This is a genomic window from Verrucomicrobiia bacterium (assembly GCA_019634625.1).
In the GTDB taxonomy this organism is placed as follows: Bacteria; Verrucomicrobiota; Verrucomicrobiia; order Limisphaerales; family CAIMTB01; genus CAIMTB01.
The window spans coordinates 1-25,954 of the sequence record JAHCBA010000049.1 but is presented as its reverse complement, the minus strand read 5'-3'; the positions used below and the strand labels follow the sequence as shown (position 1 = coordinate 25,954).

14 protein-coding genes and 1 pseudogene are annotated in these 25,954 nt (G+C 68.2%); 7 read left to right on the top strand and 8 right to left on the bottom strand.

Features of this window, described 5'->3' with window-relative positions; translation table 11 throughout:
* Positions 1-59: 59 nt before the first annotated feature.
* From KF833_21170 to prfB, 5 genes and pseudogenes are all read right to left on the bottom strand, one after another.
* The gene (locus tag KF833_21170) at positions 60-1,265 is read right to left on the bottom strand and encodes a hypothetical protein (GenBank protein ID MBX3747826.1); all 1,206 of its coding nucleotides are present in this window, start codon (positions 1,263-1,265) and stop codon (positions 60-62) included.
* Positions 1,266-1,300: 35 nt separating this feature from the next.
* Positions 1,301-7,264: an Ig-like domain-containing protein gene (locus KF833_21165; GenBank protein MBX3747825.1), complete on the bottom strand. Its 5,964-nt coding sequence runs from the start codon at positions 7,262-7,264 to the stop codon at positions 1,301-1,303.
* A gap of 545 nt (positions 7,265-7,809) precedes the next feature.
* Positions 7,810-10,707, bottom strand: a pseudogene (locus KF833_21160) (DUF1553 domain-containing protein).
* A gap of 629 nt (positions 10,708-11,336) precedes the next feature.
* Positions 11,337-12,143: an indole-3-glycerol phosphate synthase TrpC gene (trpC, locus tag KF833_21155; GenBank protein ID MBX3747824.1), complete on the bottom strand. Its 807-nt coding sequence runs from the start codon at positions 12,141-12,143 to the stop codon at positions 11,337-11,339.
* A 15-nt stretch (positions 12,144-12,158) separates the two neighbouring features.
* A complete protein-coding gene (prfB, locus tag KF833_21150; protein ID MBX3747823.1) occupies positions 12,159-13,265 on the bottom strand; it encodes a peptide chain release factor 2 in 1,107 nt (368 codons plus the stop codon).
* Positions 13,266-13,478: 213 nt separating this feature from the next.
* Between prfB and KF833_21145 the strand changes: the two genes are divergently transcribed.
* The 6 genes from KF833_21145 (at position 13,479) to KF833_21120 (ending at position 22,106) form a co-directional block, all read left to right on the top strand.
* Positions 13,479-14,177: a cyclic nucleotide-binding domain-containing protein gene (locus KF833_21145; protein MBX3747822.1), complete on the top strand. Its 699-nt coding sequence runs from the start codon at positions 13,479-13,481 to the stop codon at positions 14,175-14,177.
* 134 nt (positions 14,178-14,311) lie between these two features.
* Positions 14,312-14,791, top strand: coding sequence for a redoxin domain-containing protein (locus KF833_21140; GenBank protein ID MBX3747821.1), 480 nt, complete (start codon positions 14,312-14,314; stop codon positions 14,789-14,791).
* Between the two features lie 8 nt (positions 14,792-14,799).
* Positions 14,800-17,832 (top strand): PSD1 domain-containing protein, encoded by a 3,033-nt coding sequence (locus tag KF833_21135; protein MBX3747820.1) that lies wholly within the window; start codon positions 14,800-14,802, stop codon positions 17,830-17,832.
* An 83-nt stretch (positions 17,833-17,915) separates the two neighbouring features.
* On the top strand, positions 17,916-19,316 hold the full coding sequence (locus KF833_21130) for a DUF1501 domain-containing protein (protein MBX3747819.1): 1,401 nt from the start codon (positions 17,916-17,918) through the stop codon (positions 19,314-19,316).
* A gap of 277 nt (positions 19,317-19,593) precedes the next feature.
* Positions 19,594-20,460, top strand: a complete 867-nt coding sequence (locus KF833_21125) for a prepilin-type N-terminal cleavage/methylation domain-containing protein (protein MBX3747818.1) — start codon at positions 19,594-19,596, stop codon at positions 20,458-20,460.
* Entirely contained in the window at positions 20,442-22,106 is a 1,665-nt protein-coding gene (locus tag KF833_21120; GenBank protein MBX3747817.1) for an FAD-dependent oxidoreductase, read from the top strand. Before KF833_21125 ends, KF833_21120 begins: the two co-directional genes overlap by 19 nt.
* A gap of 68 nt (positions 22,107-22,174) precedes the next feature.
* Here the strand turns inward: KF833_21120 and KF833_21115 are convergent, their stop codons facing one another.
* The gene (locus KF833_21115) at positions 22,175-23,038 is read right to left on the bottom strand and encodes an alpha/beta fold hydrolase (protein MBX3747816.1); all 864 of its coding nucleotides are present in this window, start codon (positions 23,036-23,038) and stop codon (positions 22,175-22,177) included.
* 97 nt (positions 23,039-23,135) lie between these two features.
* Positions 23,136-23,870 (bottom strand): SIS domain-containing protein, encoded by a 735-nt coding sequence (locus KF833_21110; protein ID MBX3747815.1) that lies wholly within the window; start codon positions 23,868-23,870, stop codon positions 23,136-23,138.
* A gap of 230 nt (positions 23,871-24,100) precedes the next feature.
* Here KF833_21110 and KF833_21105 point away from each other — a divergent pair, with 230 nt between their 5' ends.
* Entirely contained in the window at positions 24,101-25,486 is a 1,386-nt protein-coding gene (locus KF833_21105) for a glycoside hydrolase family 140 protein (GenBank protein ID MBX3747814.1), read from the top strand.
* A 97-nt stretch (positions 25,487-25,583) separates the two neighbouring features.
* Here KF833_21105 and KF833_21100 read toward each other — a convergent pair.
* The coding region (locus KF833_21100) for a hypothetical protein (protein MBX3747813.1) at positions 25,584-25,954 on the bottom strand (371 nt) is incomplete at its 5' end.

Genomic DNA, 25,954 nt, shown 5'->3' with positions numbered 1-25,954 from the left:
GGAGCTCGTCCCTCCGATTCGCTGCCTCCTCACGCACCACTCCGGAATGCACCGGGGGCTCAGCGTGTCCAGGCGTTGATCTTGACGGGGGTGTTGGCGGGGACGGGGACGGTCACGGTGGCGGTGGCGGGATTGGCGGCGGTGTTGTCGATGACCACGGGAACCTGGAGGGTGGAACCCTGGTCGGGCTGGACGACGACGCTGACATCGAGGCGGGTGCCGAAGTTGTGGGCGCGGATGACGACGGGCTGGTCGGGGTCGCTGCCATTGGGGAGGAGGACGAAGCCGGAGGCTCCGGCGCCGGCGGGGATGGGGCGACCGGCGACGCTGACGAGTTCGAGGCGGGGGAGGGAGCCTTCGAGGCCGGTGGCGAGCATGGATCCGCGGCTGAAGGATTCGGGGGGATGAATGGCGGTGAAGTTGGCGCCTTCGTAGCTGATGGCATCGAAGCGGATGCGGCCGGAGCCGCCGGTGCCATTGCGGTTCTGGGCCTGGATGCGGGTGACTCCGGTGATGGTGGGAGCGACCAGTTTGACCGCGCCGCCACTGCCGCCGTTCCACGCGCCGGCGGTTCCCCATTCGCCGCCGGTGGCATCGATGCGATGTGTCATGGCGCCGCCGAAGGCGATGCGGGAACTGGAGGCGATGAGGATGGCGCCGCCGCCGCCGCCGCCGCCCGCTGAAGGCGTCCCGCCGCCGCCGGAGCCGCCGAGGAGGGGGATAAGGGCGCCATTGCCGTAGATGGCGCCGATGTTGGTGGAGCCGGCGGAGCGCTGGGTCAGGTAGGAACCGCTGCCGGCGCTGTTGGCGGCGCCTGGTCCAACTTCGGAACCGGCGCGACCGCCGCCGGGACCCTGCCCATCGCCTGGCGGCACTTCGCCGAGACCGCGATGGCCGCCGTCGAAGCCTCCAGGGCCGCCGCGGCCGGGTCCGTGCACTGTGGCGGATCCCTCGCCGTCCAGGCTGATGGTGCCTTCGATGATCACGTCGCCCTGTGAGAGCAGGTACACGGGGGTGTTATGGGCGTTGCGGATGAAACGGAGGACCGAGTTGTTGGCCAGGTGGAGGGACCGGTAGTGGAGTATGCCGTCCGGGGGGAGGACGATGGTGGTGTGGTTGGTGATGACCCCATCGCCGAGGGAGCCGTTGGAGCCCGAGTCGAAATCGATGCCTGGAATCTGGGCCAGGGCGGGCAGGGCGAGGACGGCCAGGGCCGCGGCGAGGGATGGCGGGAGTCGGAACGGGAGTGCGCTGGGAGGATTCATGGTGGGGACGTGGAGTCGGGGTTGGTGGATCCGGTTCAAGGGGCGGAGGCGACGGGGATCAGGACGAACCAGTCCAAGTCGCCGGCGTGGAGATGGACGCGGAAGGTGGTGGCCGGGGAATCGATGCCCACGACGGCGGGCGTGCCGGAGGCCTGACGAAGGAGGACCAGGCGGTTGCGTCCGGCGGCGGCGGTGCCGGCCTCGGAGAACGAGCCGAGCGGGAAGGTGGCGGCGCCGGGTTGAGAAGGATCCCCGGTGACCCGGTCGAGGGTGGCACGGAGGTCGGCGGGTCCGGTGCCGGGGGCGGACAGGGCGGCCCAGATCCAATAGTCGCCGGGGGGAATGCGGCGGGTGAACTGGAGCCAGGCGCCGGGGGCCCCTCCGTTGACGCGGTGATTGAGGGTGGCGTACCAGCCGGGGCGTTCGGCGCCGAACTGTCCGGTGAGGTTGTCGAGGAGTCGGACGGTCTCCGCGGCCGGCAGCGGGCGGTAGGGTTGGGAGTCGATGGCGAGGGTGCCGGAGAAGTCCACCCCTGGGACGGCGGTCCGGTTGGCGTAGGCGCCGCCGCGGTAGGGCATGAGGCTGGCGACGGGTTCGTCGCGTCCGGACTCGAAGTTGAAGTCCTCGGCCTCGATGACGAAGGCGCCGGCGCGGGGGAGTTCGTTGGGGGCGAGGTCGGTGGCGGCGAGGTCGAAGATGCGGAGGCGGACAGGGGGCTGGCCGGGGACGATGGAGTGTCCGAAGGGGTTGGGTCCGGCGAAGCGCATGAGCTGGGCCTGGGCCGAGGCCTGAACGACCTGGCCGTCGCCGAGGCGCAGGAGGTGGCTCATGGAGACGGCGTGCTGGGAGCCTTCGTGACGGAGCAGGTGCCATGGGCTGGAGGTGGTGCGAACCCCGCGGAGGTAGGCGTTGGGGACGAGCGGGGAATCGCCCGTGGTGAGTTCGACCTCATCGTTCCAGCCATCGCCATCGGTGTCCCAGCGGGTCCAGTCGGTGCCCAGTTCGAGTTCCTGGATGTCGGTGAGCCAGTCGCCATCGCGGTCGAGCTGGCTGTCGAGGATGCCGTCGAAGGTGCGGGTGACGCGGGGGAGGGTGCCGAGGATCATTTCCTGCCCGTTGGTCAGGCCGTCCCCATCGAAATCGTCGAGGGAATCGGGGATGCCGTTGTTATTTTCGTCCGGGTTGAAGGGATCGAGGCCGGCGGCCAGTTCGTAGGCATCGGTGAGGCCATCGCCGTCGGAGTCGGCGCCGATGACGACCTCGAAGGCCCAGGTCAGACCGGTGGCCATGGCATTGCCGGAGGCATCGGTGACACCGGGAGCGAGGAACGCCTGATAACGACCGGGGACGGTGATCTCGGGGAACCGGAGTTCGGCGCGCAGGCTGCCGGCGAGGTAGGCGAGGGTGCCGGGAATGGCCAGGTCATCGACGGTTCCGAGGCGCCGGTCGGGTCCGAGGTAGCGGAGGGAAAGGCGTTCGGGGGTGATGGTGGCGGGGTCGATGGGTTCGCTGAAGAGCACCGAGATGGCGGTCGGGGAGACGGCGAAGCCATTGGCGGCGGGGGCGCCCGGGCGGGCCCGGGGCGGAGTGGCATCGGCGAGGAGAGCGACTTCGAGTTCATCGCTCCACGTGAAATTGCCGGCGGTGTCGATGGCACGGGCGCGCAGGCGGAACGAGGATCGCTCTTCGCTCAGGAGCGGGGCGAAGAAGGCGTGCTCGAAGGGGAATCCGCCGTCCGCGGAGACCCGGCGGCCATCCAAGTAGAACTCGACCTCGCGGACCTGAACGTCGTCGGCGACCTCGGCCTGAACGGACGCGAAAGCGCCGGATTCGAGGGTGGGCGGATCGAGGGGGAAGGAGGCGGTGAGGCGGATGGAAGGGGGATTGGTGCCGGTTTCGGCGGGGAGATAGTTGAGGACCTGGAGTCCGGCGGTGGTGGTGGCGACATAGGCGCTGCCGAGGTGGACAGCGACGCCGACGGCGGGGGCGGGGGTGACGTAACGGGTGAGGAACTGATCGTTCCGGGCGGGGTCGGAAAGGTTGTAGAGCTGGACCTCGTTATTGAGGTTTGCCTGCAAGCCGGCTGCGGCGATGCCGAGGCCGGAACCGTTGGCGACGAGCTGGGACCAGCCGATCTGGGTGTCGTCGCGGGTGGTGCGCTCGACGGGAAGATCCGGGTCGGCGAGGTCGAATACGCGGTAGCCGTTGGCGTGGGTGACGTAGGCGAAGCCGCCACCGACGAAGAGGCGGTTGGCGACGTCGGTGCCTCCGCTCAGCACGGGCGGACCGGACCGGGCCAGTTCGTCGGGGGTCTGTCGGAGCGGGATGAGGCGGCGGTTCGAGAGGACGTAGAGGCGGTCGCCACCGAACTGGAGGTCCTGGATGGGGGCGTCGAGGGCGAGGCGGTCGATCTCGGTGCCGGTGGCGAGGTCGATGGCGATCACGTGGCCCGCCTGGGTTCCGGCGTAGGCGAGGCCGGCAGCGGTGGTGACGGCATGGATGGTGCCGAGGCCGGGGAGGAAATGGCGGACGCGGGCGGCCGGCGGATCGGAGATGTCCACGATCTGGAGACCGGCGGAGCCGCCGGCCACGGCGACGAGATCGGCATGGCAGGCCACGCGCTGGGCGTTGCCGGGAGTATTGACGAGGGCGATGACCGTCGGGGTGCGACCGGGAAGGTGCTGGAGCACGGCGATGCCGGCGGAGCCGAGGGCGACGATGACGCGATCGCCGATGGCACAGACATCGATGGCGGAGCCGGGGAGCGGGACGGAGGCGACGATGCCGGTGGCGAGGGGGGAGCCTTCGACGGGATCGAGACCGGCCCGGACGGCTGCGGCGTCGTTGATGCCGTCGCCGTTGGAATCCGGCAGGGCCGGATTGGAGCCGGCAATGAACTCGGCGAAGTCGGGAAGGCCATCCCCGTCGGTGTCGGGCGACGTGTCCGCGAGGAGGATCGGGGAAGGGGCGGTAAACGACTGACCGACATTGCCGGAGACGAAGTCCGCGGAACCGACGGCGAGGTCGGCGGCCCGGAGGACATGGAGGCGGTAGGGCCGGTTGGGGGCAAACAGGCCGCCTTCCATGAGGGCGCCGCTGCCCCCGGTGCGCCCGCGCTGGACCACATCGCCGGTCAGCATGTCCACGAGGGTCCAGAAGTGGAGTCCGCGGGAGTAGAGGAGGCGGGGTTGGCGGGGGGTGGAGGGATCGACAGCAGGAACAGGAGGGGCCGCCGGGGTCCGGCGGGGACCGGCGAGGGCGAGACTGGTGAGAACGCGCCCGTCGAGGGTGGCGAACGTGACGGGATCGACCGCGGCGCCGGCGTTGAGTCGAACGGCGTCGCCGCAGGACGTGAAGGCCCAGGAACTGAACGCGCCGGGGGCGATCCGGCGGCTGGCGACGATGCGGCGGGCTTCGAGATTGATCAGGTGCCAGGCGAGGGAGGTGGGCGTGTCGCCGAATCGGAAGACCATCGAGCGGTCGGAGCAGTCGGGACCGAACTGGACCATGTCGGACGGCGGCACAAGGACGATGCCGGTGAAGTACGGGAAGCTGCCGTTGAAGACCGTGTCGCGGGTGGCCACATCCACAACCGTGAGGGCGATCTGTCCGTCGGTCTTGAGGGCCGTGTAGATGAGGTAGCGACCATGGGGACTGAACCGGACGGACGAGGCATTGAGGAAGGAGGCGCCCATGACGAGGGTGCGGGCGGGGGCATGGCTTTGGGCGCCTTCGCGGAGGGTGACCAGTTGCACGACCTCGTTGCCGGAGGCACCGGAGGCGCTGGTCTGGCGGAAGACATGGACGAAGGCCTGTTCGGCGGGACCGAAGCCGAGGCTGTTGGGGGGGCGGAAGGGTTGGACCTGGGTGGCGAAGGCGAGGCGGTGGTTGGCGCGTTCGCGGACCTCGGCGGAGACGACGCCGTTGAGTTCGGAGAAGCGGAGTTCGAAGCGCGTGGCGCCGTCGGGGCGGATTCCGACCGTGGCGGCCGGGGGGACGAGGGTTTCGGAATTCGTGCAGTCGGATTCGATGTCGGCGGTGAGGCAGAAGGGGCCGGCGGACACGCCTCCGCCATCGGGGCGTGGACCGGGTCCGCCTCCGCCCGAGGGAGGAGGGCCGTCCGGGGGCGGGCCCGAGGGATCATCGGGCGCGGGTGGCGGGAGGTCGCCCCAGGTGTTGGGGCCGGAGTCGGGCCACCTGGGCGGACTCGGCGGCCAGTCCACGTCTTCGTCCGGGGGCACTGGCTCGGGCGGGTCGGGTGGCACCGGTTGGGGAAAGGTTGGCGGAAAGGGACCGGGAGGGGTGGGCGGAACCGGCGGCGACGCGGTCCACCAGGGGGAAGTGGTGAACCAGGGGTTGACGGTGGTGAGTTGCTGCCAGCCGTGCCAGCCGGGCTGACGGATGCCCACACCGGGATCGGAATCGAGGAAGAGGCCGTCGTCACTGACCGTCATTGAACCGGCGACCTCCCAGCGGCCGGTGTCGTGATTAAAGCTGACCAGGGCGGTCTGGGCGCCGGGGGGCAGGCGATCGCCGGTGCGAGGGTTGGGGAGGTTGGGGAAGCGGACCGGGACGGGTTGGTCGAAGTTCTCGGCGCCGTCGGACTGGACGGTGATATCGAGGACATGGTCGAGGCCGGGCGGCAGGGGTTCGGGGAGGCGGTCGGAAGCGACGGGGGCAAGTCCGACCCGGCCGCCGCGCTGGCCGCTGTTGGCGAAGAGGGCGTTGGGGGGGACGCGGATTTCCACGCCGGCAAACTCGGGATGCCGGGCCACGACCGAGGCGGGGAAGGGGACGACGGTTTCCTCGGTGGCCGAGACCGGGCGGAGGGCATCGGCGGGGATGAGAGGGAGATAGATGACCCCGGAGCCGTTGGCGAGGTTGGTGGCCACGCCGGGCAGGGCGTCCCAGGCCTTGCCGACGACGGGGTAATAGGCGCCGTTGGGCCAGGCGCTGTCGGTGGCGGTACGTCCGTCGATGCGGACGAAGAACCGCCCGGCCGGGGCGGGTTGGAGGCGGAAGAAGCCGGTGGCGTCGGTGGTGGTGCGGAGGGTTTCCTCGGCGCCGTCCACGGTGACGGTGACATTGACCAGGGGCTGGTCGCGGAACCCGCCGGCACCGTCGGGGACCGGTTCACTGGCAAAGACGTGGCCGATGACGCCGGTGTCGCCGACTGGAGTGATGCTCAGGGTGTCGAAGTCGATGCGGGCGAGGCTGCCGGGTTCACCGGTGCCGGCGGGGTCGAGGCGGCGTCCGAGGTCATCGCGAAGGTCGGCGGGATCGAAGGTGACGCGGATGCGGGCGTTGGCGGGGAGATTCTCGAGGGGGAAGAGGGTGATGGCACGGCGGTCGGCAGCGGTTTCGACGCGGGCCAGCAGGCGGCGTCCGCCGAAAGTGGCATGGAGATGGTCGTGGGTGACCACGGCGGAAGGCGCCAGGGGACGGGTAAGGCGGAGGATGACTTCGCGGGTGACGGCCACGCCGTCCTCGCCGCGGAAGGGGGAGGATTCGGCGAGGGTGGTGAGGGGGAGACGTAGTTCGAGGTAAAGGTCGAGCCAGGTTCGACCACCGGCTCCGGGTGCGGGGAGACTGGCATCGGAGGGATTGAGCGGATCGAGACCGTCGGTCTGGAGCTCGAAGACATCGTCGATGCCATCGCCATCGGTGTCGGCCGGGCGGTCGATGGGGTATTCGAGGACGCGATAGAAGGCCGAGGAGAGTGGGGCGGCCGGGTCGCGGAGGGAGGCGGAGCTGCCGGTTCCGAGAATGAGAGTCACCGGGGTGGCAAGGGAGGGGAGGGACTCGCCCCGTTGAAGGAGGTAGTAGGAGGTGGGCTTGGCGTGGAAGGCGACGACGACGGCGCCGCCGGGTTCGCGGCGGATCTCGGAGAGACGGAAGGTTTGGGCGCCGAGGGGAGGGACGAGGGACCCGCCGGCGAGCGAGAGGGCGAGGACAAGCCACCAGAGGTACGTGCGCGGTCCACCGGGGTTCGCGTTCATCGCAGGATCGATTCGGTCGTTGGGACGATTCAGGGGGCGTCCGCGCTCCTGAACCGGATCGACGGGAATCGCCAGCGGGTCGGAGGCTGGCACATGCGGTAGGGGCGGGCAAGGGCCTGAATGAGCCCAAGACGATCACCGGGATCAGGGGACTTGGAGGGGGGGGCGAGTTCCGAGAAACCCCCATCCCTATGCTTTACCCCCCCTGCGGCCTCCGGGAGTTCGGTCCTGCGATTACAGCGTTTCGCTCCAGCAGAAGAAGCCAACAATATTAAGCCAGACAATGTTTTGTAGACGATTCGTGGTCAGGTCATCTCCAGCGGCTGGATGGAATTTCCGGGGGGGGATATCGGGTTCGAGCTTGGTGTCAATAACACTATGCCTGTCTTACTATCAAAGCCTGGATTTGCAGTGATGCGGCGGAGAGGCCAGCGGGGGGGGCGGGGGTGGATCCGGAGGCCATCCGGGCAGGACGGGTGCCGGGGGGGGGGAGTACCGCGTGGAATGATCCCCCGGTTGACAGAATCTGCCGGCTCCCGGGCGGGCTATTCCCGGGTGATCGCTTCGTCGAGGTTGAGGAGGAGGCGGCTGAGGGCGGTGTAGGCGGCCAGTTGAGTGGGGGTGGAGCCGGCCGGCAGGTCGCGGGGGAGGTCGCGGTCAGCCGAGGCGAGGGCGTGGGCGTTGACCCAGCCTTCGGCGATGCGATGTCGCTGACGCTCCAGGAATCCGAGCAGTTCGTCGCGTTCGGCGGGGGTTGGCGGCCGGCTCAGGACGCGGCGGAAGGCATGGGTGACGCGATCGGGATCGGACCCTCCGCCGAGTTCGAGGGTGACGCGGGCGAGGGCCTGGGCGGCTTCGAAGAAGAGCGTTTCGTTGAGCGCGGTGAGCGCCTGCATGGGGGTGTTCGAGCGGACACGGCGGACGCAGGCGAAGTCAGCGTTAGGGGCGTCGAAAACCTGGAGGGCGGGGTAGGGGACGCTGCGGTAGCGGAAGGTGTAGAGCGCGCGCCGGTAGCGGTCGGGTCCGGTGGCTTCCTCCCAGGTCTTTGGGCCGTAGCTGGCAGGGGGCCGGAAGAGGAAGTCCGGAGCTGGCGGTTGGACGGGCGGGCCGCCAAGGGCGGGATGGAGGAGTCCGCTCGCGGCGAGGGCGATGTCGCGAACGATCTCGGCTTCGACCTGGCTGCGCGGGCCGCGGGCCGCGGGCGAGGAGGCGGTTGGCGGGGTCGTTGGCGTAGTCTTCGGGGCGGGCGTGAGAGGACTGGCGGTAGGTGGCGCTGTGAACGATGAGGCGATGGAGGTGTTTGAGGCTCCATGGAGCGGGTTCGGGGGCGCCTGGAAGGCGGACCGCAGGTTCCATGAACTCGACGGCGAGCCAGTCGAGGAGTTCGGGATGCGAAGGGGGCGGGGCCTGGGTGCCGAGGTCTTCGCTAGTTTCGACCAGGCCGGAGCCGAAGTACTGCTGCCAGACGCGATTGACCAGGGAGCGGGCGGTGGTGGGCGAGCGGCGGTCCACGAGCCAGCGGGCGAAGGTCAGGCGATCCGAGCCGGCCGGCTCCGGCAATGGATGGAGGAAGCCGGGGACACCGGCTGCCACCTCGGGGCCGGGTCGGAGCCAGTCGCCGCGGTGGAGGAGGTGGGTGGGGCGCGATTCGTCACCGGGGCCGAGGTCGCGACGGGCGAGGAGGGTGAGGGTGGAGTGGCCTTCGGGCCATTGGCCCCAGAGCGATTCAACCCTGGTGTTGGCCTCGGCGAAGGCCGGGACAGTGGTTCGCCAGTGGGAGAAGATGGCGGCCACGTGGGCGGGGTTCCGTTACTCTCGGGGGATCGACAGGATGGCGCGGATTTCGGCGGGAACGGGGTCGGCGACGGCGTCGGTGGCGGAGGTCACGCTGAGGCGGAACCGGCCGAGGTTGTGGTTCTGGTTGTCGTCGGAGTTCCAGCCGCCGTGGTTCTGCATCAGGCCGAAGTGAAGGATCACCGGGTGGGTGAAGGTGAGCGGGGATTCGGGGACGAAGACCGCGTGGCGCGAGCGGTTGCGGCGGCCCGGTCCGGCGTCGATGCCCCAGGCTGTGTCGCCGTTGCCGTCGATGGCGTGCTCGACGGGTCCGTAGGTGCGGGGGCGTCCGGAGCGGTTGTCGAACTCGGGTTCGAGGGGTTTCTCGGCATTGGCGAAATCGGCCGTGGCGCGGATGAACCGGACTTCCGTGCGGGGTCCGGGTCGGGCGGGGTCCTCGATGGACACCTTGAATTCGCTGAGGGCGGCCATGCCCTTGAGGGAACGGCCCGGGCCATGGTTGGGGAGGTTGGGATCGGTGAGCAGTTCCAGTCGGAAGGCCCCGATGACCGGGAGAGTATTGGTGCCGCGGAAGGGGGCGGTCCAGAGCGTAGGGGCATAGCCGGCGGCGCGGACGGAACCGTCGCGTGGTAGTAGTAGCGGGCGCTGTTGTCGCCGGCATTGACGACGGGGACGATGGTCCAGGGGATTGGGGCGGCGAGCGCTTGTTCCTCCCATTCGGCCATGCGGGATTCCCAATCCGGGGTGCGATGGCGGAGGTCGGCCTCGATGGCATCCATTTGGCGTCGCAGGTCGGCGATGGCCATGAGCTGGTCCGGCGTGTGGACGACCCGGGAGGATTCGTGGTCGTTGTTGAGGAAGGCGAAGAGTCGGAAGTAATCGTCCTGTCGGATGGGATCGAACTTGTGATCGTGACACTGGGCGCACTGGACGGTGAGGCCGAGCACGGATTTGCCGATGGCATCCATGCGGTCGAAGAGGGCTTCCATGCGGAACTGCTCGGGATCGACAGTCCTCCTCGTTGAGCATGGCGTTGCGGAGGAAGCCGGTGGCGACGATCTCGTCCTGGGACGGGTTGGGGAGCAGGTCGCCGGCGTTCTGTTCGATGATGAACTGGTCGTAGGGCAGGTCGCGGTTGAGGGCGTCGATCACCCAATCCCGGCAAAACCTACCGAGCGTGGCTTGTCCTTCTCGAAGCCGTCGCTGTCGGCGTACCGCGCCGCGTCGAGCCAGTGGCGTCCCCAGCGTTCCCCGTAATGGGGTGAGGCGAGGAGGCGCTCGACCATTTCGGAGAGGGCGGTGGCCGGGTCGGCGGCCAGGAACCGATCCACTTCTTCGAGGGTGGGAGGCAGCCCGATGAGATCGAGGTGGAGGCGGCGCAGGAGGTCGATTGGGGCGGCCTGGAGGGCGGGGGCCAGGCCGTGGGATGAGAGCGCGGTGCGGACGAAGGCGTCGATTGGGTGGACCGGGGAGCCCGATCCGGATTCGAGGGGAGGGACCGCCGGGCGGATTGGGGGAACGAAGGCCCAGTGCGGAACGGTTTTCGCGGGGGCACCGTCTGGCGGGTCAGGCCATGGGGCGCCGGCCCCGATCCAGGCGCGGACGAGGCGGAGTTGTTCCCCGCTGAAAGGGTCTGCGCGGCGGGGCATGCGGGCGATGTCGGGATGACTGCCGGTGAGCACCTGAAGGAGGAGGGAGACATCCGGTTTGCCGGGGTCGTGCAATAAGCCCGGCACAATAAAATTGACCAGATATCAAATAAAAAGGGTCCCGCATCTTAATTTTGACAACTTACGAATAGTTTATCCGCCGGGGTCGGGTGGGATTGCAGAGGTGCCGGGTCGAAGCGCGGTGTCAGCAAGATAATGCCTGACTAATTAAATTAGTACAAGGGCCGGAGCGAGCTGCCGCGCCGGGAATAGGCGAAAGGAGAAGGAAGTAATAGGCCAGGCACAGAACACATGACTGTTTACCGTCGGATCGGTTTCTTTGGGTCCCGGGGTAAAGCGCGGTGTCAGCAATATAGAGCCTGACCAACTGAATGGGGGCTCCAGGAAGGGGATTCCAAGTCCAAGCCGTTTCCTGGATGCGGACGAAGGCCGCCCTTCGGGCTGCAGACAAGGAGGAGCAATCGTTCCGATCCCGGCTCAACTCCCAGGGCCCGACACGTTAAAGCGTGGGCACCCGACTGCCGGTTTCCATGCCCCATGGCGGGAGGCGATGCACCTGGTGAACGGCGACGGAGGGAATGTGAAGGTGCCGACTTGAGTCCGTTGCCCTATTCCATCAGTTCACGGACCTTGGCGGGGAGGTCGGTGTGGCGCATGAGGGACTCACCCACGAGGATGGCGCCGGCGCCGGCGCGTTGGAGGCGGCGGACGTCATCGCGGTCGCGGATGCCGCTTTCGGCAATGAGCAGCGTATTGGGCCGGGCGGGATGGGGTTCGAGGCGGGCGGCCAGGCGTTCGGTGGTGGCGAGGTCCACGGTGAAGGTGCGGAGGTCGCGGTTGTTGACGCCGATGAGGCGGGCTTCGGCCGCGAGGGCGCGGTCGAGTTCGGCCTCGTCATGGACCTCGACCAGGGCGGCCAGACCGGCGTCGGTGGCGAGGCGGTGGAAGTCGCGGAGCCGGCGGTCGTCGAGGATGGCGACAATGAGGAGGACGGCGTCGGCTCCCCATTCGATGGCTTCGAGGATCTGGCGGGCGTCGATGACGAAGTCCTTTCGGAGGAGCGGGAGCGGAACGGATTCGCGAATGTCGCGGAGGAACGCCAGCGAGCCCTGGAAGAACGACTCGTCGGTGAGGATAGAAAGGCAGTCGGCGCCAGCGGCATGGTAGTCGGTGGCGATGCGGACGGGGTCGAAGTCCGGGCGGATGATGCCAGCGCTGGGGGAGGCTTTCTTGACCTCCGCGATGAGGGCCAGGCCGGGGCGGTGCGGAGCGCGGAGGGCGGCGGCGAAATCGCGTCGGGGGCCGTGGGCACGGAGGGCGTCGTCGAGGCGGGCCGGGGTGACGGGTTGGTCGGGGAGGCGGGCGAGTTCGGTGCGCTTGTGGGCGACGATGCGGTCGAGGATGTGGGTGGCCATGGGCGGGTGACGGGATCAGTCTTCGTCGTCACGGACGCCGGTGAGGCGGCGGGTGGGGCAGCCGGCGCGGAGCCAGGCCTGGACGAATTCGTCGAGGTCGCCATCGAGGACGGCCTCGGTGTTGCTGGTCTGGCAGCCGGTGCGGAGGTCCTTCACGAGGCGGTAGGGTTGAAGGACGTAGCTGCGGATCTGGTTGCCCCAGCCGATGCTGCCCTTGTCGCCATAGAACCGTTCCATTTCGGAACGTTTTTGATCTTCGCGGAGGGCATAGAGCTTGGCCATGAGGAGGGTCATGGCGATGGCTCGGTTCTGGTGTTGGGAGCGTTCGCTTTGGGAGGCGGCGACGAGGCCGGTGGGGAGGTGGGTGATGCGGACGGCCGTTTCGACCTTGTTGACGTTCTGGCCGCCCTTGCCGCCGGAGCGGTAGGTATCGACATGGAGTTCCACCGGGGGGATGACGATGTCGCCCTCGGGTTCGATTTCGGCGATGACGTCCACGCTGGCGAAGCTGGTGTGGCGTCGCTTGTTGGCATCGAAGGGGGAGATGCGGACGAGGCGATGGACACCGCGTTCGGCCTTGGCGAAGCCGTAGGCGTTTTCGCCTTCGAGGCGGAGGGTCACGCTCTTCACGCGCTTTTCGTCGTCCTCGACGATATCGGTGACCGAGACCGTCCAGCCGCGGCGTTCGGCCCAGCGCTGGTACATGCGCCAGAGCATGGTGGCCCAGTCGCAGGCCTCGGTGCCGCCGGCGCCGGCGTTGATGCTAAGGATGGCGGGACGGACGTCGTGGGGTCCGGTGAGGAGGAGTGTCAGTTCGGTGGCATCGAGGTCCGAATCGAGGCGGGCGAGTTCGCGGATGATCTCCTCGTTGAGGGCGGCCTGGTCCGCGGGGGCTTCGCCGGCGGTGAGGTCGAAGATTTCGCGGTGATCCCGGACGCGGTGTTCGGCGGCGAGGATGGGGTCGAGTTTGCGCCGGATGCCGTTGACTTCCTCGATGAGTTTCTGGGCCTGCTCGCGCTGATCCCAGAAGTTTTCCCGGGTCATCAGGGCCTCGATTTCGGCGAGGCGGGCCTGTTGTCTGGGGACGTCAAAGAAACCTCCGCAGATTGGCGACCCGGGCATCGGCGGCGGCGAGAAGTTCCTTCAGGTTGTCGGACATCAGGGCGGGGAAGGTACGGGCTGGAGGGGGTGGGGCGCAATGGTGAGGGAGGGCGAACCCCCGTTGGCGATTCGCTGCCTCCTCACCCACGCCTCGGGGATGCACCGGGTGGACGGCGGGCGGGGTTGTGGATTTGCGCTCGCCAGCGGGGTGGGGCGGGGCAAGCTGGGGTTTACATGGGTGCGATGGAATACCGGATACTCGGGTCGGACCGGCTGATATACGGGCCGGTGCCGGAGGCGACCTTGCTGGAGTGGATTGGGGAGGGGCGGGTGCAGAGGGACACCTGGGTCCACAGCGATCCCGGGGATTTGTGGCAACGAGCGGGCGGGGTGAGCGCGCTGAAGGCGGTTTTCGATGGGGAGGAGGTGGCGGAGCCGGCGAGTGCGAAGGCGGGGGTCTCGGCGCGGACCTTGACGCGGCTGCGGGCCTTTGCGGAATTGTCACCGGAGGATCTGGAGCCGTTCGCGCGGGCGACGGTCGAGGAAACGTACCGGCCCTTCACGCACATTGTGCGGCAGGGGAATCATGGGGACGCGATGTACTTCGTGATCCAGGGAAAGGTGGGGGTCAGCACGCGGGGGCAGGTGTCGGAGTCGTTTCTGATGGCGCTGCAGGTGGGGGACACCTTCGGGGAGATGTCGTTGTTCGATCCGGGTCCCAGGTCGGCGGATGTGCGGGCGGAGACGGACGTGGTGGTCTTGAAGCTGACGGCGGAGGGCTTGCGAAAGGTATGCGAGGAGGCGCCGGCGGCGGCGAACCGGTTTTTGTGGAACATGGCGCGCGTGCTGGCGGCACGGATGCGGATGATGGACCGGCGGGCGGCGGCGGCGAAGGACATGGATGCCGTGGGGCGGGAGGTGGACGGGGCATGACGGGACTGGAGGGGGTGTGAGGGGCGCGGCGGGCGGGTGCGGTGCCGGTTTGACAGGGTTCCCGCCACACCTCATTAAGACCGCGCCGAAACTCGGCACTCACGATCGGAACCAAAACAATCAGGGAAGAGAACATGCCTATCGCAATTGGAACCAAGGCGCCGGACTTCACGCTCAAGTCGAAGAACGCATCGGGACTGGTGGATGTGACGTTGAGCGCCCAGTTCGGGCAGAAGAACACGGTGCTGTTGTTCTTTCCGCTCGCCTTCACGAGCGTCTGCACGTCGGAGTTGTGCGATGTGACCCAGGGGATCGAGGCGTACCGATCGCTGGACGCGGAGGTGATCGGGGTCAGCGTGGACAGCCCGTTTGCGCAGGAGGCCTGGGCGCAGAAGGAGAACATCGGGATCGTGCTGGTGAGCGACCTGAACAAGGAGGCCACGCGGGCGTACGGGGTGGAGTTCAAGGGATTGGCGGGGATCGGGGACACCTCGGCGCGGGCGGCCTTCGTGATCGATCGCAACGGGGTGGTCCAATACTCGGAACAGACGGCGACCCCGAAGGACCTGCCGGACTTTGCCGCGATCAAGGCGACGCTGGCGCGGTTGAAGTAGGGAGGCCCATGGCACGCCCGCCCCGCACTGGCTGGTGGGGAGCGATCCTCGGGGTTGCGCTGGCTCCTGCGGCGGCGGGCGAGCTTGGTCTGGAGCGGTTCGAGCGGCGGATCCGGCCGGCGCTGATCGAGCACTGCTTTGACTGTCACAGTGCCGAGGCGCCGCGGGTGCGGGGCGGGTTGCGGGTGGACAGCCTGGAGGGGTTGCTGCGGGGCGGCGAGACGGGTCCGGCGATCGTGCCGGGCGATCCGGAGCGCAGTTCGTTGTGGCAGGCGCTGACCTACGAGGACCCGGATCTGCAGATGCCGCCGAAGTCGCGTCTGCCGGACGAGGTGATCGAGGACTTCCGGGTCTGGCTGGCGGAAGGGGCGCCGTGGCCTGAGGGGCTGGCAGGGGCTGGGGGCGGGGAGGCGGGGCCGGCGGGATTTGACCTGGCAGGGCGCCGGGAAGCGCATTGGGCATGGCATCCGGTGCGGCGTCCGGAAGTGCCGGAGGTGAGCGACCCCGAATGGGCTGGGGGCGAGATTGACCGGTTTGTGCTGGCGCGATTGGAAGCGGAGGGGTTGAAGCCTGGACCGGCGGCCTCGCGTCCGGTGTTGATTCGGCGGGCGACGTGGATGTTGACGGGGTTGCCACCGACGCCGGAGGAGGTCGAGGCGTTTGTGGGGGATGGGGAGGAAGGGGCGTTTGCGCGGGTGGTGGACCGGTTGCTGGCGTCGCCCCATTACGGGGAGCGTTGGGCGAGGCACTGGCTGGACAAGGTGCGTTATGCGGAGACGATGGGGCACGAGTTCGACTATCCGATTTTGGGGGCATGGCGGTATCGGGACTACGTGGTGCGGGCCTTCCATTCGGATCTGCCCTACGAGCGGTTTGTGAGGGAGCAGATCGCGGGGGATCTGCTTCCGGACCCGCGCTGGCTGGAGGGGGAGGGGATCAACGAGTCGGCGGTGGGCACGTTGCAGTACTGGTTCTGTCAGCAGGTGCATTCGCCGGTGGACGTGCGGAACCACCAGATCGAGGTGGTGGACAACCAGATCGACGTGGTGACCAAGGCGTTCCTCGGGATGACGGTGTCGTGCGCCCGATGTCACGATCACAAGTTCGATGCCATTTCGGCGCGGGACTACTTCGCGCTGGCGGGGATTCTGGGGAGTTCCCGGTATGCCGTGGGTGCGGTGGACGACCCGGCGGGCCGGGTCCGGCTGGCGGGGGAGATGGTGAAGGCCCGGGAGGCGTTGCGCCGGGCGCTGGCCGACGGGTTGCTGGAGACGTGGGCGGGCGGGGAGGCGGCTGGGGTTGACGTGGCGGCCGGAGTCGCGGCCGGAGTCCTGGTGCGGGAGGGCGAGACGCGGTGGGACGGGGAGGGGTGGATGGGGGACGGGGAGGCATTTACGGCCGATGGGGAGGTTGCGGGGCAACCGCGTCTCGAGGGGGATGGCGCGGTGCGGCTGGTTCGTCCGGGATGGCGGGACAGCGGTTCGTTGTCGCGCCGGTTTCAGGGGCGGCTGACCTCGACGACGCGGGTGTTGGATCGGGATTTTGTCCATGTGCGGATGGCGGGCAGCGGGGCACGATTCGGGGTGGTGATCGAGGGATTCACGCTGATTCGGGCGCCGATTTACGGGTCGTTGCGGCGGGCGGTGAACCGCGAGGAACCGCATTGGGTGACGGTGGATGTCTCGGCATGGAAAGGGCGGCGGGCGTATCTGGAATTCTCGGATCTCGGGGTGGGGGATCCGGCCTCGGAACTGGGGGGTGGAACGGCGGGGGCCGAGGGCTGGCTGGCGGTCGGGGAAGTGGTGCTGTCGCCGCATCGTGAGCCGCCTGGGACGGGGGTTTGGACGGGGCCGACGGACGGCGGGGCGGTGCTGCGACTGCTGCGGCGGTGGCGGGACGCGCCGGGGACGTTGAGCGAGGGGGAGGTTGGTTGGATCGAGGAGGTGTTGGGTGCGAAGCGGCCGGAGTTTCCGGAGGGTTGGAAGGAGGCATGGGATCGTCTGGAGTCGGGGGTGACGGCGCCGGTGCTGGCCGGGGTCATGAGCGACGGGACGGGGTGGGATGAGGCGCTGCTGATCCGGGGCAATCATCGGACCCCTGGGGACACCGTTCCGCGCGGGTTTCTGGAAGCGCTGGCGGTGGGGCCGGGGCGGGAGGCGTACGGGGAGGGAAGCGGCCGGCTGGCGTTGGCGGAGGCGCTGACCGACGGGGAGAATCCGTTGACGTGGCGTGTGATGGCGAACTGGGTTTGGGCGCACCTGATGGGGCGGGGGTTGGTGGCGTCGGTGGACAACTTCGGGGTGCTGGGCGAGGCGCCGAGTCATCCGGAACTGCTGGACTGGCTGGCGGACACGTTTCGGAGCGAGGGGGGCTCGGTGAAGCGGTTGGTCCGGCGGATTGTGTTGTCGCGGGCGTGGCAGGCGGGAAGTGGCGTGACCGATCCGGCAGCCGAGGAAGCGGACCCGGACAACCGGTGGTGGCATCGGGCGCACGTGCGGCGTTTGGAAGGGGAGGCGATCCGGGACGGGATGCTGGCGTTGTCGGGCCGGCTGGACCGGAGTCTGGGGGGGCCGCCGGTGCCGGTTCATCTGACGCCGTTCATGGAGGGGCGGGGACGTCCGGGGCGGAGCGGACCGCTGGACGGGGAGGGGCGGCGGAGCCTGTATTTGGAGGTGCGACGGAATTTTCCTTCGCCCTTTCTGCTGGTGTTCGACACGCCGGTGCCGGCGACGACGGTGGGATGGCGGTCGGTTTCGAACGTGCCGGCGCAGGCGCTGGCCCTGATGAACGATCCGATGGTGGTCGAAGAGGCGCGACGTTGGGCGGACCGGCTGGCCCGCGAGGTGGCCGGGGGGTGGGAGGCGCGGGTGGACCGGGCATATCGGGAGGCGTACGGGCGGTCGCCCGATGCGGAGGAATGGGCCCTGGCGCGGGAGTATCTGGCAGGCGGCCTGGAGGATTCGGGGGAGGACGGGACGACGGCGTGGGGGGAATTCTGCCATGCGCTTTGGGTGGCGAAGGAGTTTCAGTTCATTCCATGACCTGCCGGAACCGACCGGCCTGAGAGGCAAAAATCATGTCCCACTGCCGCCGATTTCTGGAACGTCCGGCCACCCGGCGCGAGATGTTGTTGCGATGCGCCAACGGCTTCGGGGCGTTGGCGATGACGGCGCTTTGGGGGGAGCAGCGGGCGTACGGGGAGCGTTGGGTGCCGCAAGGGGAGGGGGTTCCGGGCGGATCGGGAACGCGGCCGACGCATCACCCGGCGCGGGCGCGGAACGTGATCTTCCTGTACATGGACGGGGGCCCGTCGCAGATGGACACGTTCGATCCGAAGCCGCGATTGACGGCGGAGCATGGGAAGCCGTTTGCGATGCGGATGGAGCCGACGCAGTTCAACGACAATGGTTCCACGCTGGGCTCGCCGTGGGAATTCCGGCAGGGGGGCGGGAGCGGGTTGCCGGTGAGCGATTTGTTTCCGCACGTGCGGGAGTGTGCCGACGATCTGTGCGTGATCCGGTCGGTGGTTTCGGAGTTTTCCGAGCACACGGCGGCGAACTACTTCCTGCACACGTGCCATGGCCTGGCCGGGCGGCCGAGCGCGGGGGCGTGGGTGACGTACGGGTTGGGGAGCGAGAACCGGGATCTGCCGGGCTTCGTGGTGTTGAACGGCGGATTGGTGCCTCCGGGCGGCGTGGAGAATTTCGGGAGCGGATTTCTGCCGGCGGCGTACCAGGGGTCCATCTTCAAGGGGGGCGAGTTGCCGGTCGCCAACATCGTGTCACCGGTCGGCGATGCCGCCGGCGAGCGGCGGCGGTTGGAACTGGTGCGGCGAATGGACCGGTCGCTGATGGGGCGGATGGGGCCGTCCGACGCGGTGGAGTCGGCGATCGCCAACCATGAGCTGGCCTTTCGGATGCAGGCGGCGGTGCCCGAGTTGATGGATCTGCGCGGGGAAACGGATCTTACGCGGGCGCTGTACGGGTTCGATTCGGCCTATGAGCCGACGCGCATCTATGCGCGGCAGTGTTTGCTGGCGCGGCGACTGGTTGAGCGGGGTGTGCGCTTCGTGGAAGTGACGTGTCCGGTGGTGGCGGGGGATCGGTGGGATCAGCACGGGGGATTGAAGCAGGGGCACGAGAACAACGCGCGCGCGGTGGACCAGCCGATTGCGGCGCTGCTTCGGGACTTGAAGGGGCGGGGGCTGCTGGATTCGACGATCGTCCTGTGGGCGGGGGAATTCGGGCGGACGCCGTTTGCGCAGGGGAGCGACGGCCGGGATCACAATCCGTTCGGGTTCTCGGTGTGGCTGGCGGGTGGCGGATTTCGTGGGGGGATGGTCTACGGAGCGACGGACGAGTACGGCTACAAGGTGGTGGAGAACCGGGTGGAGATGTACGACCTGCATGCCACGGTGCTGCACCAGCTGGGTCTGGACCATGAGCGGGTGACCTACCGCTTCGGGGGCCGGGACATGCGGCTGACGGATGTCCACGGCGAAGTGATCCGGGCGGTGCTGCTCTGACGGGACTCCCCTGACGGTGCATCCCCAAGTTGTCGGTACCGAGCCAGCGAACCGGAGGGACGAGCTCCGCGAGTCCTCAACCCAACGCTCCACACCGTTGCGGCCTCGTGGAACTCGGCCCTCCGAAGCGCCGCTTGGCGGAGTTCGCACCTCTACCGACAACTCCGGGATGCACTGCTCCCCTGACAGGTTGGGCGATTGGGCGATTGGGCGATTGGGCGATTGGGCTTGAGCCTGAGGGGCGGCTGGGGTGGCATGCGAGGGAACACCTGTGCGCATGAGTCATCCGCCGATACTTCGTCGTCCGCCGTTCCGGGGCGGGTTCACCCTGATCGAGTTGCTGGTGGTGATCGCGATCATCGCGATCCTGGCCAGCCTGCTGCTGCCCGCGCTGGCCAATGCGAAACAGAAGGCCACCGGGGCGAGCTGCCTGAACAACCAGCGTCAGTTGGGGCTGTCCTTCGTGCTGTATGCGGATGACCACGAGGACGTGATGCAGCCGACCGAGCCGCGGGACGCGCGGGGGGTGGTGGTGGGGAACATGTTCGGGGGCGGGTACTGGCCGGGGCCGCGGCCGGACATCACGCCGGGGATCACGATCGAGCAGGCGATGACGCGGGTCCAGGCGGGGCTGTCGAACGGTCCGTTGTGGAAGTACGCGTCGAGTTACGGGACCTACCATTGTCCGGGGGATCTGCGGACGAAGCGGCTGCGGCCGGGGCGGGGATGGGCGTTCGACAGCTACTCGAAGGCGAACGGGATGAACGGGATCATGGGTTGGGAAGGCGGGGCGCAGACGCCGTACGAGAAGATGACGTCGGTACCGGGTCCGTCGGAGGCGATCGTGTTTCTGGAGGAGGCGGATCCGCGGGACTACAACCGTGGCACGTGGGTCATCAATGTGAATCCGCCGAGCTGGGTGGACCCATTTGCGGTGTTTCATGGGAACATCAGCACGTTGAGTTTTGCGGATGGCCACGCGGAATCGCGGAAGTGGGTGGAGGCGACGACCCTGAAGGCGGCCCGGGATTCGGCGGAGGGACGGAGCGTCTTCAACTGGGCCGGGGGCAACCTGAGGGTGAACCGGGATTACCGGTGGGTGTACGACCGGTACAAGCACACGCGATGGCGGGAGCTGCCGTGAGGACGCGGGCCTTGACGGGATTCCTTGGCGCGCTGCTGGCGCTTGGCGGAGGGGTGAGGGGGACGGAATACGACGTGGTGGTCTATGGCGGCACGTCAGCCGGGGTGATGGCGGCGGTGCAGGCGCAGCGGATGGGACGGTCGGTCATTGTGGTGGGGCCGGACCGGCACCTGGGCGGGTTGTCGAGCGGCGGCCTGGGTTTCACGGACACGGGGAACAAGGCGGTGATCGGGGGTTTGGCCCGGGAGTTCTATCACCGGGTGTGGCGGCATTATCAGGATCCGGGCGCGTGGCGGTGGCAGCGGCGGGACGAGTATGGGAACCGGGGCCAGGGCACGCCGGCCATCGATGGGGCGCAGCGGACGATGTGGATCTTTGAGCCGCACGTGGCGGAGGGGATTTTCGAGGCCCTGGTGGCCGAGCACGGGATCCCGGTGCATCGGGACGAATGGCTGGACCGCGAACACGGGGTACGGAAGGAGGACGGGCGGATCGTGGCGGTGACCATGCAGAGCGGCCGCACCTACCGGGGGCGGATGTTCATCGATGCCGGCTACGAGGGCGATTTGATGGCGGCGGCGGGCGTGTCGTATCACGTCGGGCGGGAGGCGCGAGCCGTGTACGGCGAGGAGTGGGCGGGGGTTCAGACGGGCGTGCTGCATCACCGGCATCATTTCGGAGTCCTGCCGCGGCCGATCAGCCCTTACCGGGTTCCCGGGGATCCCTCCAGCGGGGTGCTGCCGCGGATCAGCGTGGAGCCGCCGGGGGAGTACGGGGCGGGGGATCACCGCGTGCAGGCCTACTGTTTCCGGTTGTGCCTGACGCGGCACCCGGACAACCGGGTGCCGTTTCCGCGTCCCCGGGGATACGATCCGGACGAGTACGAGCTGCTGCTGCGGATCTTCGAGGCGGGGTGGCGGGAGACGTTTCACAAGTTCGACCCCGTGCCGAATGCGAAGACCGACACCAACAACCATGGTCCGATGAGCACGGACCACATCGGGGCGAACTACGACTATCCCGAGGCCTCGTATGCGCGGCGCCGGGAGATTGTGCGGGAACACGAGCGGTATCAGAAGGGGTGGTTCCATTTCATCGCCAACGATCCGCGCGTTCCGGCGGAGGTGCGGGAGCGGATGGCGGAATGGGGACTGGCGAAGGACGAGTTCCCCGGGAACGGGCACTGGCCGCACCAGTTGTATGTGCGGGAGGCGCGGCGGATGGCCGGGATGCACGTGATGACCGAGAATGAACTGCTCCGGCGCCGCCCGACGCCCGACCCGGTGGGGATGGGTTCGTACACGATCGATTCGCACAATGTGCAGCGATACATCACGCCGGAGGGTTGGGTTCAAAATGAAGGGGACATCGGGGTTCCGACCCCGGGGCCCTACCCGATTGCCTACGGGTCGCTGGTTCCGAGACGGGACGAGGTGGAGAACCTGCTGGTGCCGGTTTGTGTCTCGAGTTCCCACATCGCCTTCGGGTCGATACGGATGGAGCCGGTGTTCATGATTCTCGGCCAGTCGGCGGCCACGGCGGCGGTGTTGGCCCTCGATCGAGGGGTACCCGTGCAGGACGTTCCCTACGAGGCGTTGCGGGAGCGGTTGGAGCGGGACGGACAGATTCTGGCGGTGCCCGAGTGAGCCGAAGGGTGCTGTTCGGGAGTAGCGGGCGCGTTTCGGGGGGCGGGGTGTCGCGGAAGAACGCGGGTTCAAGGAGTCGCTTCGAGGAATCCGGTCAGGGCGTCGAGAAGTTCCGGGTGGGACAGGACGCTGACGTGGTCTGAGTCGGGGACGATGTGCAGGCGGGCTGAAGGCAGGGCGTGCGCGAGTTGTGCGACAGCGGGCTGGACGGGATCCCGGTGGCCGACGAGGGCGAGCACGGGTGGGCGGAGGATGGCGAGGGCGTCCGGGGGGACATGCCAGTCCGGGAATCCACGGGCCACGGCGGCGACGATGGCGGGATCATTGCGGGACAGGATTTGGCGGTCGATGGCGGCGATCTGGGCATCGGACAGCGAACCGGGACCGGGAGGGGCGATGGCGCGGAGGAAGGCCCGGAATCCTTCGCCGCGGTCGAGGGCGTCGGCGAGGGCCAGGAACGGTTCGGTATCCGAGGGATGGCGGACGCCGCCGGAGGCGATCAGGACGCCGGCGCGGACGCGCCCGGGATGAGTGGCCATGAACCTGAGGGCGATGCGGGCGCCCATGGAATAGCCGACGAGGTGGGCCTTCTCAATGGAGAGAACGTCGAGGAGCCGGCGGACATCCTCGACCATGGGATGTCCGTAGTGTTGGACCCCGGGGGGCCGGTCGCTTTGACCGTGACCGCGCTGATCGAGGGCAATGGTGCGAAACCGCGTGGCGAGTTCGGGGAAGACACGGGACGCGATCCAGTCGTCTTCGATCGACCGGGTGATGCCGTGAAGGAGTACAACGGGGTGTCCGGTTCCGGCGACACGGTAGTGGAGTCGGACGCCGTTGGAATCGAAGTGGCGGGATTCGGACGCGCGGGGAGCGAGGGAGGTCAGCATGAGGACCGGGACGAGGAGGCTGTGGAATGGATGGGGTTTCACGGGTTGGCGATGGGATGGATGGACGCGGGTGCGTCCGTCTCCCATGCGCGGCGGGGGGGCCGATCCGGCCAGGAATTTTCTTCAGCGAAGCGGGGGGTCAGAGGTGTCGGATGCGGGTGCGGTAGCGTTCGAGGAGGGGTTCGTTCCAGCCCGGGACATCGGCGTTGCTGCTGGCGTAGATCTCGGGGGGATGACCGGCTTCGGTGGCGCGTTCGATGGCGCGCACGACCACCAGGTTGAGCAGGAATGCGCCGGTGAGGGTGGAAGTGGGGCCGATGCGACGGGGCAGGCCCGGGCAATCCAGGGCGGCATCGCCCGGGACGGACTGGTTGTCGAGGACGACATCCACGACCTCGAAGAGGCGCTGACCGGAAAGGTGGCGGGAGGGAAAGGCGCGGCTGTGGGCGAGGCTGGTGATGGCGATGGTGGACAGTCCGAGATGGCGGGCGGCGAGGGCCATTTCGATGGGGACGGCGTTGCGGCCCGAGTTGGAGGCGATGACCAGGACGTCGCCTGCGGTGACGGGGTAGCGGGCAAGGAGTTGAGCGGCATAGCCGGACTGTTGTTCCCGGGTGGAACTGACGGCGGCTCCCTCGTGGAGCATGAGGGGCGGATCGAGGATGGCCGCGGCACGGGCGAGTCCGCCGGCGCGGTAGAAGATTTCCTCGGCGAGCATGTGGGAGTGGCCGGTGCCGAATCCGTAGAGGAACCGGTCTGCGATGAGGGCGTTGGCGACGAGGGCGCTGGCGCTTTCCAGGGCCTCGCGCTGGGAATCGAGGAGCGCGTGGACTTGGGACTGGACGAGTTGATGGTAACGGTCGATGGCGTTCATGGGGCGGTGCCGGCTCCCGCGGCGCGGGGTTCAGGCTGCCTGGAACGGGCTGAGGAGGCAAACCGGGGTGGCGCGTCTCCTTGCAGGGTGAAGGGCGGACGGTGGGCGTCGTCACGGTGAGCCGTAGGGGAGTTGCCGGCTTTGTCCTCGCCTGGGGTCGGAACGGTGGCTAGAGGAGCGGGGTGAGAACCCTGTGTCGATGGCTGTGGATGGCCGCTGGTATGGCGGGGATGGTGTTGACGGCAGAGTCGGCCGGATTGGCGCCCGTGCGGGTGGGGCCGAGCCAGCGGTTTTTGGAAACGACGGACGGAAAGCCGTTCTTTTGGCTGGGCGACACGGCGTGGGAACTGTTTCACCGGCTGACTCGGGAGGAGGCTGACGAGTATTTGCGAAACCGGGCGGCCAAGGGGTTCACGGTGATCCAGGCAGTGGCCTTGGCGGAACTGGATGGATTGAACACGCCCAACGCCTATGGGCACCGACCGTTGGTGGGAAACGATCCGGGGCGACCGGACGTGAAGGACGGGCCCGAAAACGACTATTGGGATCATGTGGATTGGATTGTGGATCGGGCGGGCGATCTGGGGCTGAGGATCGGGTTCCTGCCCACCTGGGGCGACAAGTGGCAGGCGGTTCGCGGCGGCACGGGGCCGGTGGTGTTCCGGCCCGGGAACGCGCGGGCCTACGGCGAGTGGCTCGGCCGTCGATACGGGGGTCGAGCCGTGATTTGGATCCTGGGGGGAGACCGAAACATCGAGTCGGAGGAGGACAGGCGAATCATCGACGCCATGGCGCGGGGATTGCGGGCGGGCGACGGAGGGCGGAACCTGATGACCTTCCATCCGCGGGGTCCAGGGCGATCGTCGGACTACTTTCATCAGGTGGACTGGCTGGATTTCAACATGCATCAGTCCTCGCACGGTGGGCGTGACCACGACAATGGATGGTTCACGGCGGCGGACCATGCGTTGAAGCCGGCGAAGCCGACCCTGGATGGAGAGCCGCGGTATGAGCAGATCCCGGTAGGTTTCTACATGCAGGGCCCATCCCGGGCCTTGCGTTTCGATGACTACGACGTGCGACAGGCTGCGTACTGGTCGATGCTGGCGGGGGCGTGCGGGCACACGTACGGGCACAATTCGGTGTGGCAGATGTGGGTGCCCGGGCGGGACGCGGTCATCCACGCGGACGTGCCGTGGCGGGAGGCGCTGGATCATCCGGGGGCGTTTCAGATGGGCCATTTGCGACGGTTGTTCGAGTCGCGCCATTTCACGCACCTGGTGCCGGATCCGGACCTGGTGGTGGACGGTCCTCGACAAGGGGGGGCGAAGGTTCGGGCAGCCCGGGCAACTGACGGTTCGTTTGCGCTGGTGTACTCGCCCCGGGGAGAACCGTTCTCGGTGCGGATGGGTGGCGTGGAGTCGCCGCAGGTGCAGTCCAGTTGGTTCGATCCGCGATACGGGACGGCGTATCCGATCTACCGGGCGGGCAACGAGGGGGTGCAGACATTCACCCCGCCTTCGTCCGGCCGCGGGCAGGACTGGGTGCTGGTGCTGGACGACGCACGGAGGAACTTTCCGATGCCCGGGCGGGGCCGGGTTGCCGCCGAGCGATAGCCTGTTTCTCCTGTCTGCGCTTCCAGCCTCGGAGGGCAGATCCGCGGCGACGCCTTCTGCCGCGGCTTCGACCTTATGCGCAGGTTCGATCAGCGACTTATCCCACCGCATCCACTCGCAGATCGCGCAACACGGTGAGCCCCGGGATGGGGGCGCCTCGAATGCAGCGTGCGCCGCTCTTGCGCCGCTTGCCGAACTTGTCCCGGTGCCGCTCCCACATCTGGTCCACAAACTCCTTCGATCCCAGGAACACCCCGTCCGTCATGTGCCGGATCCTTAACCGCAGGATCTGCCCCAGCGGTAGTTGACCGCCCCGCGCAAGTTCCGCCCGGATCGCCTCCGGGTCCAGCACACGCTTGTCGCTCCGCCCCGACGTCCCACCAATCACGTAAAGCGCCAGGCGATATTCTGCTGACGCCGTGCTCCAGTCGGCTGCGCCCAGGAAGCCCATGATTCCGCGACGGATGA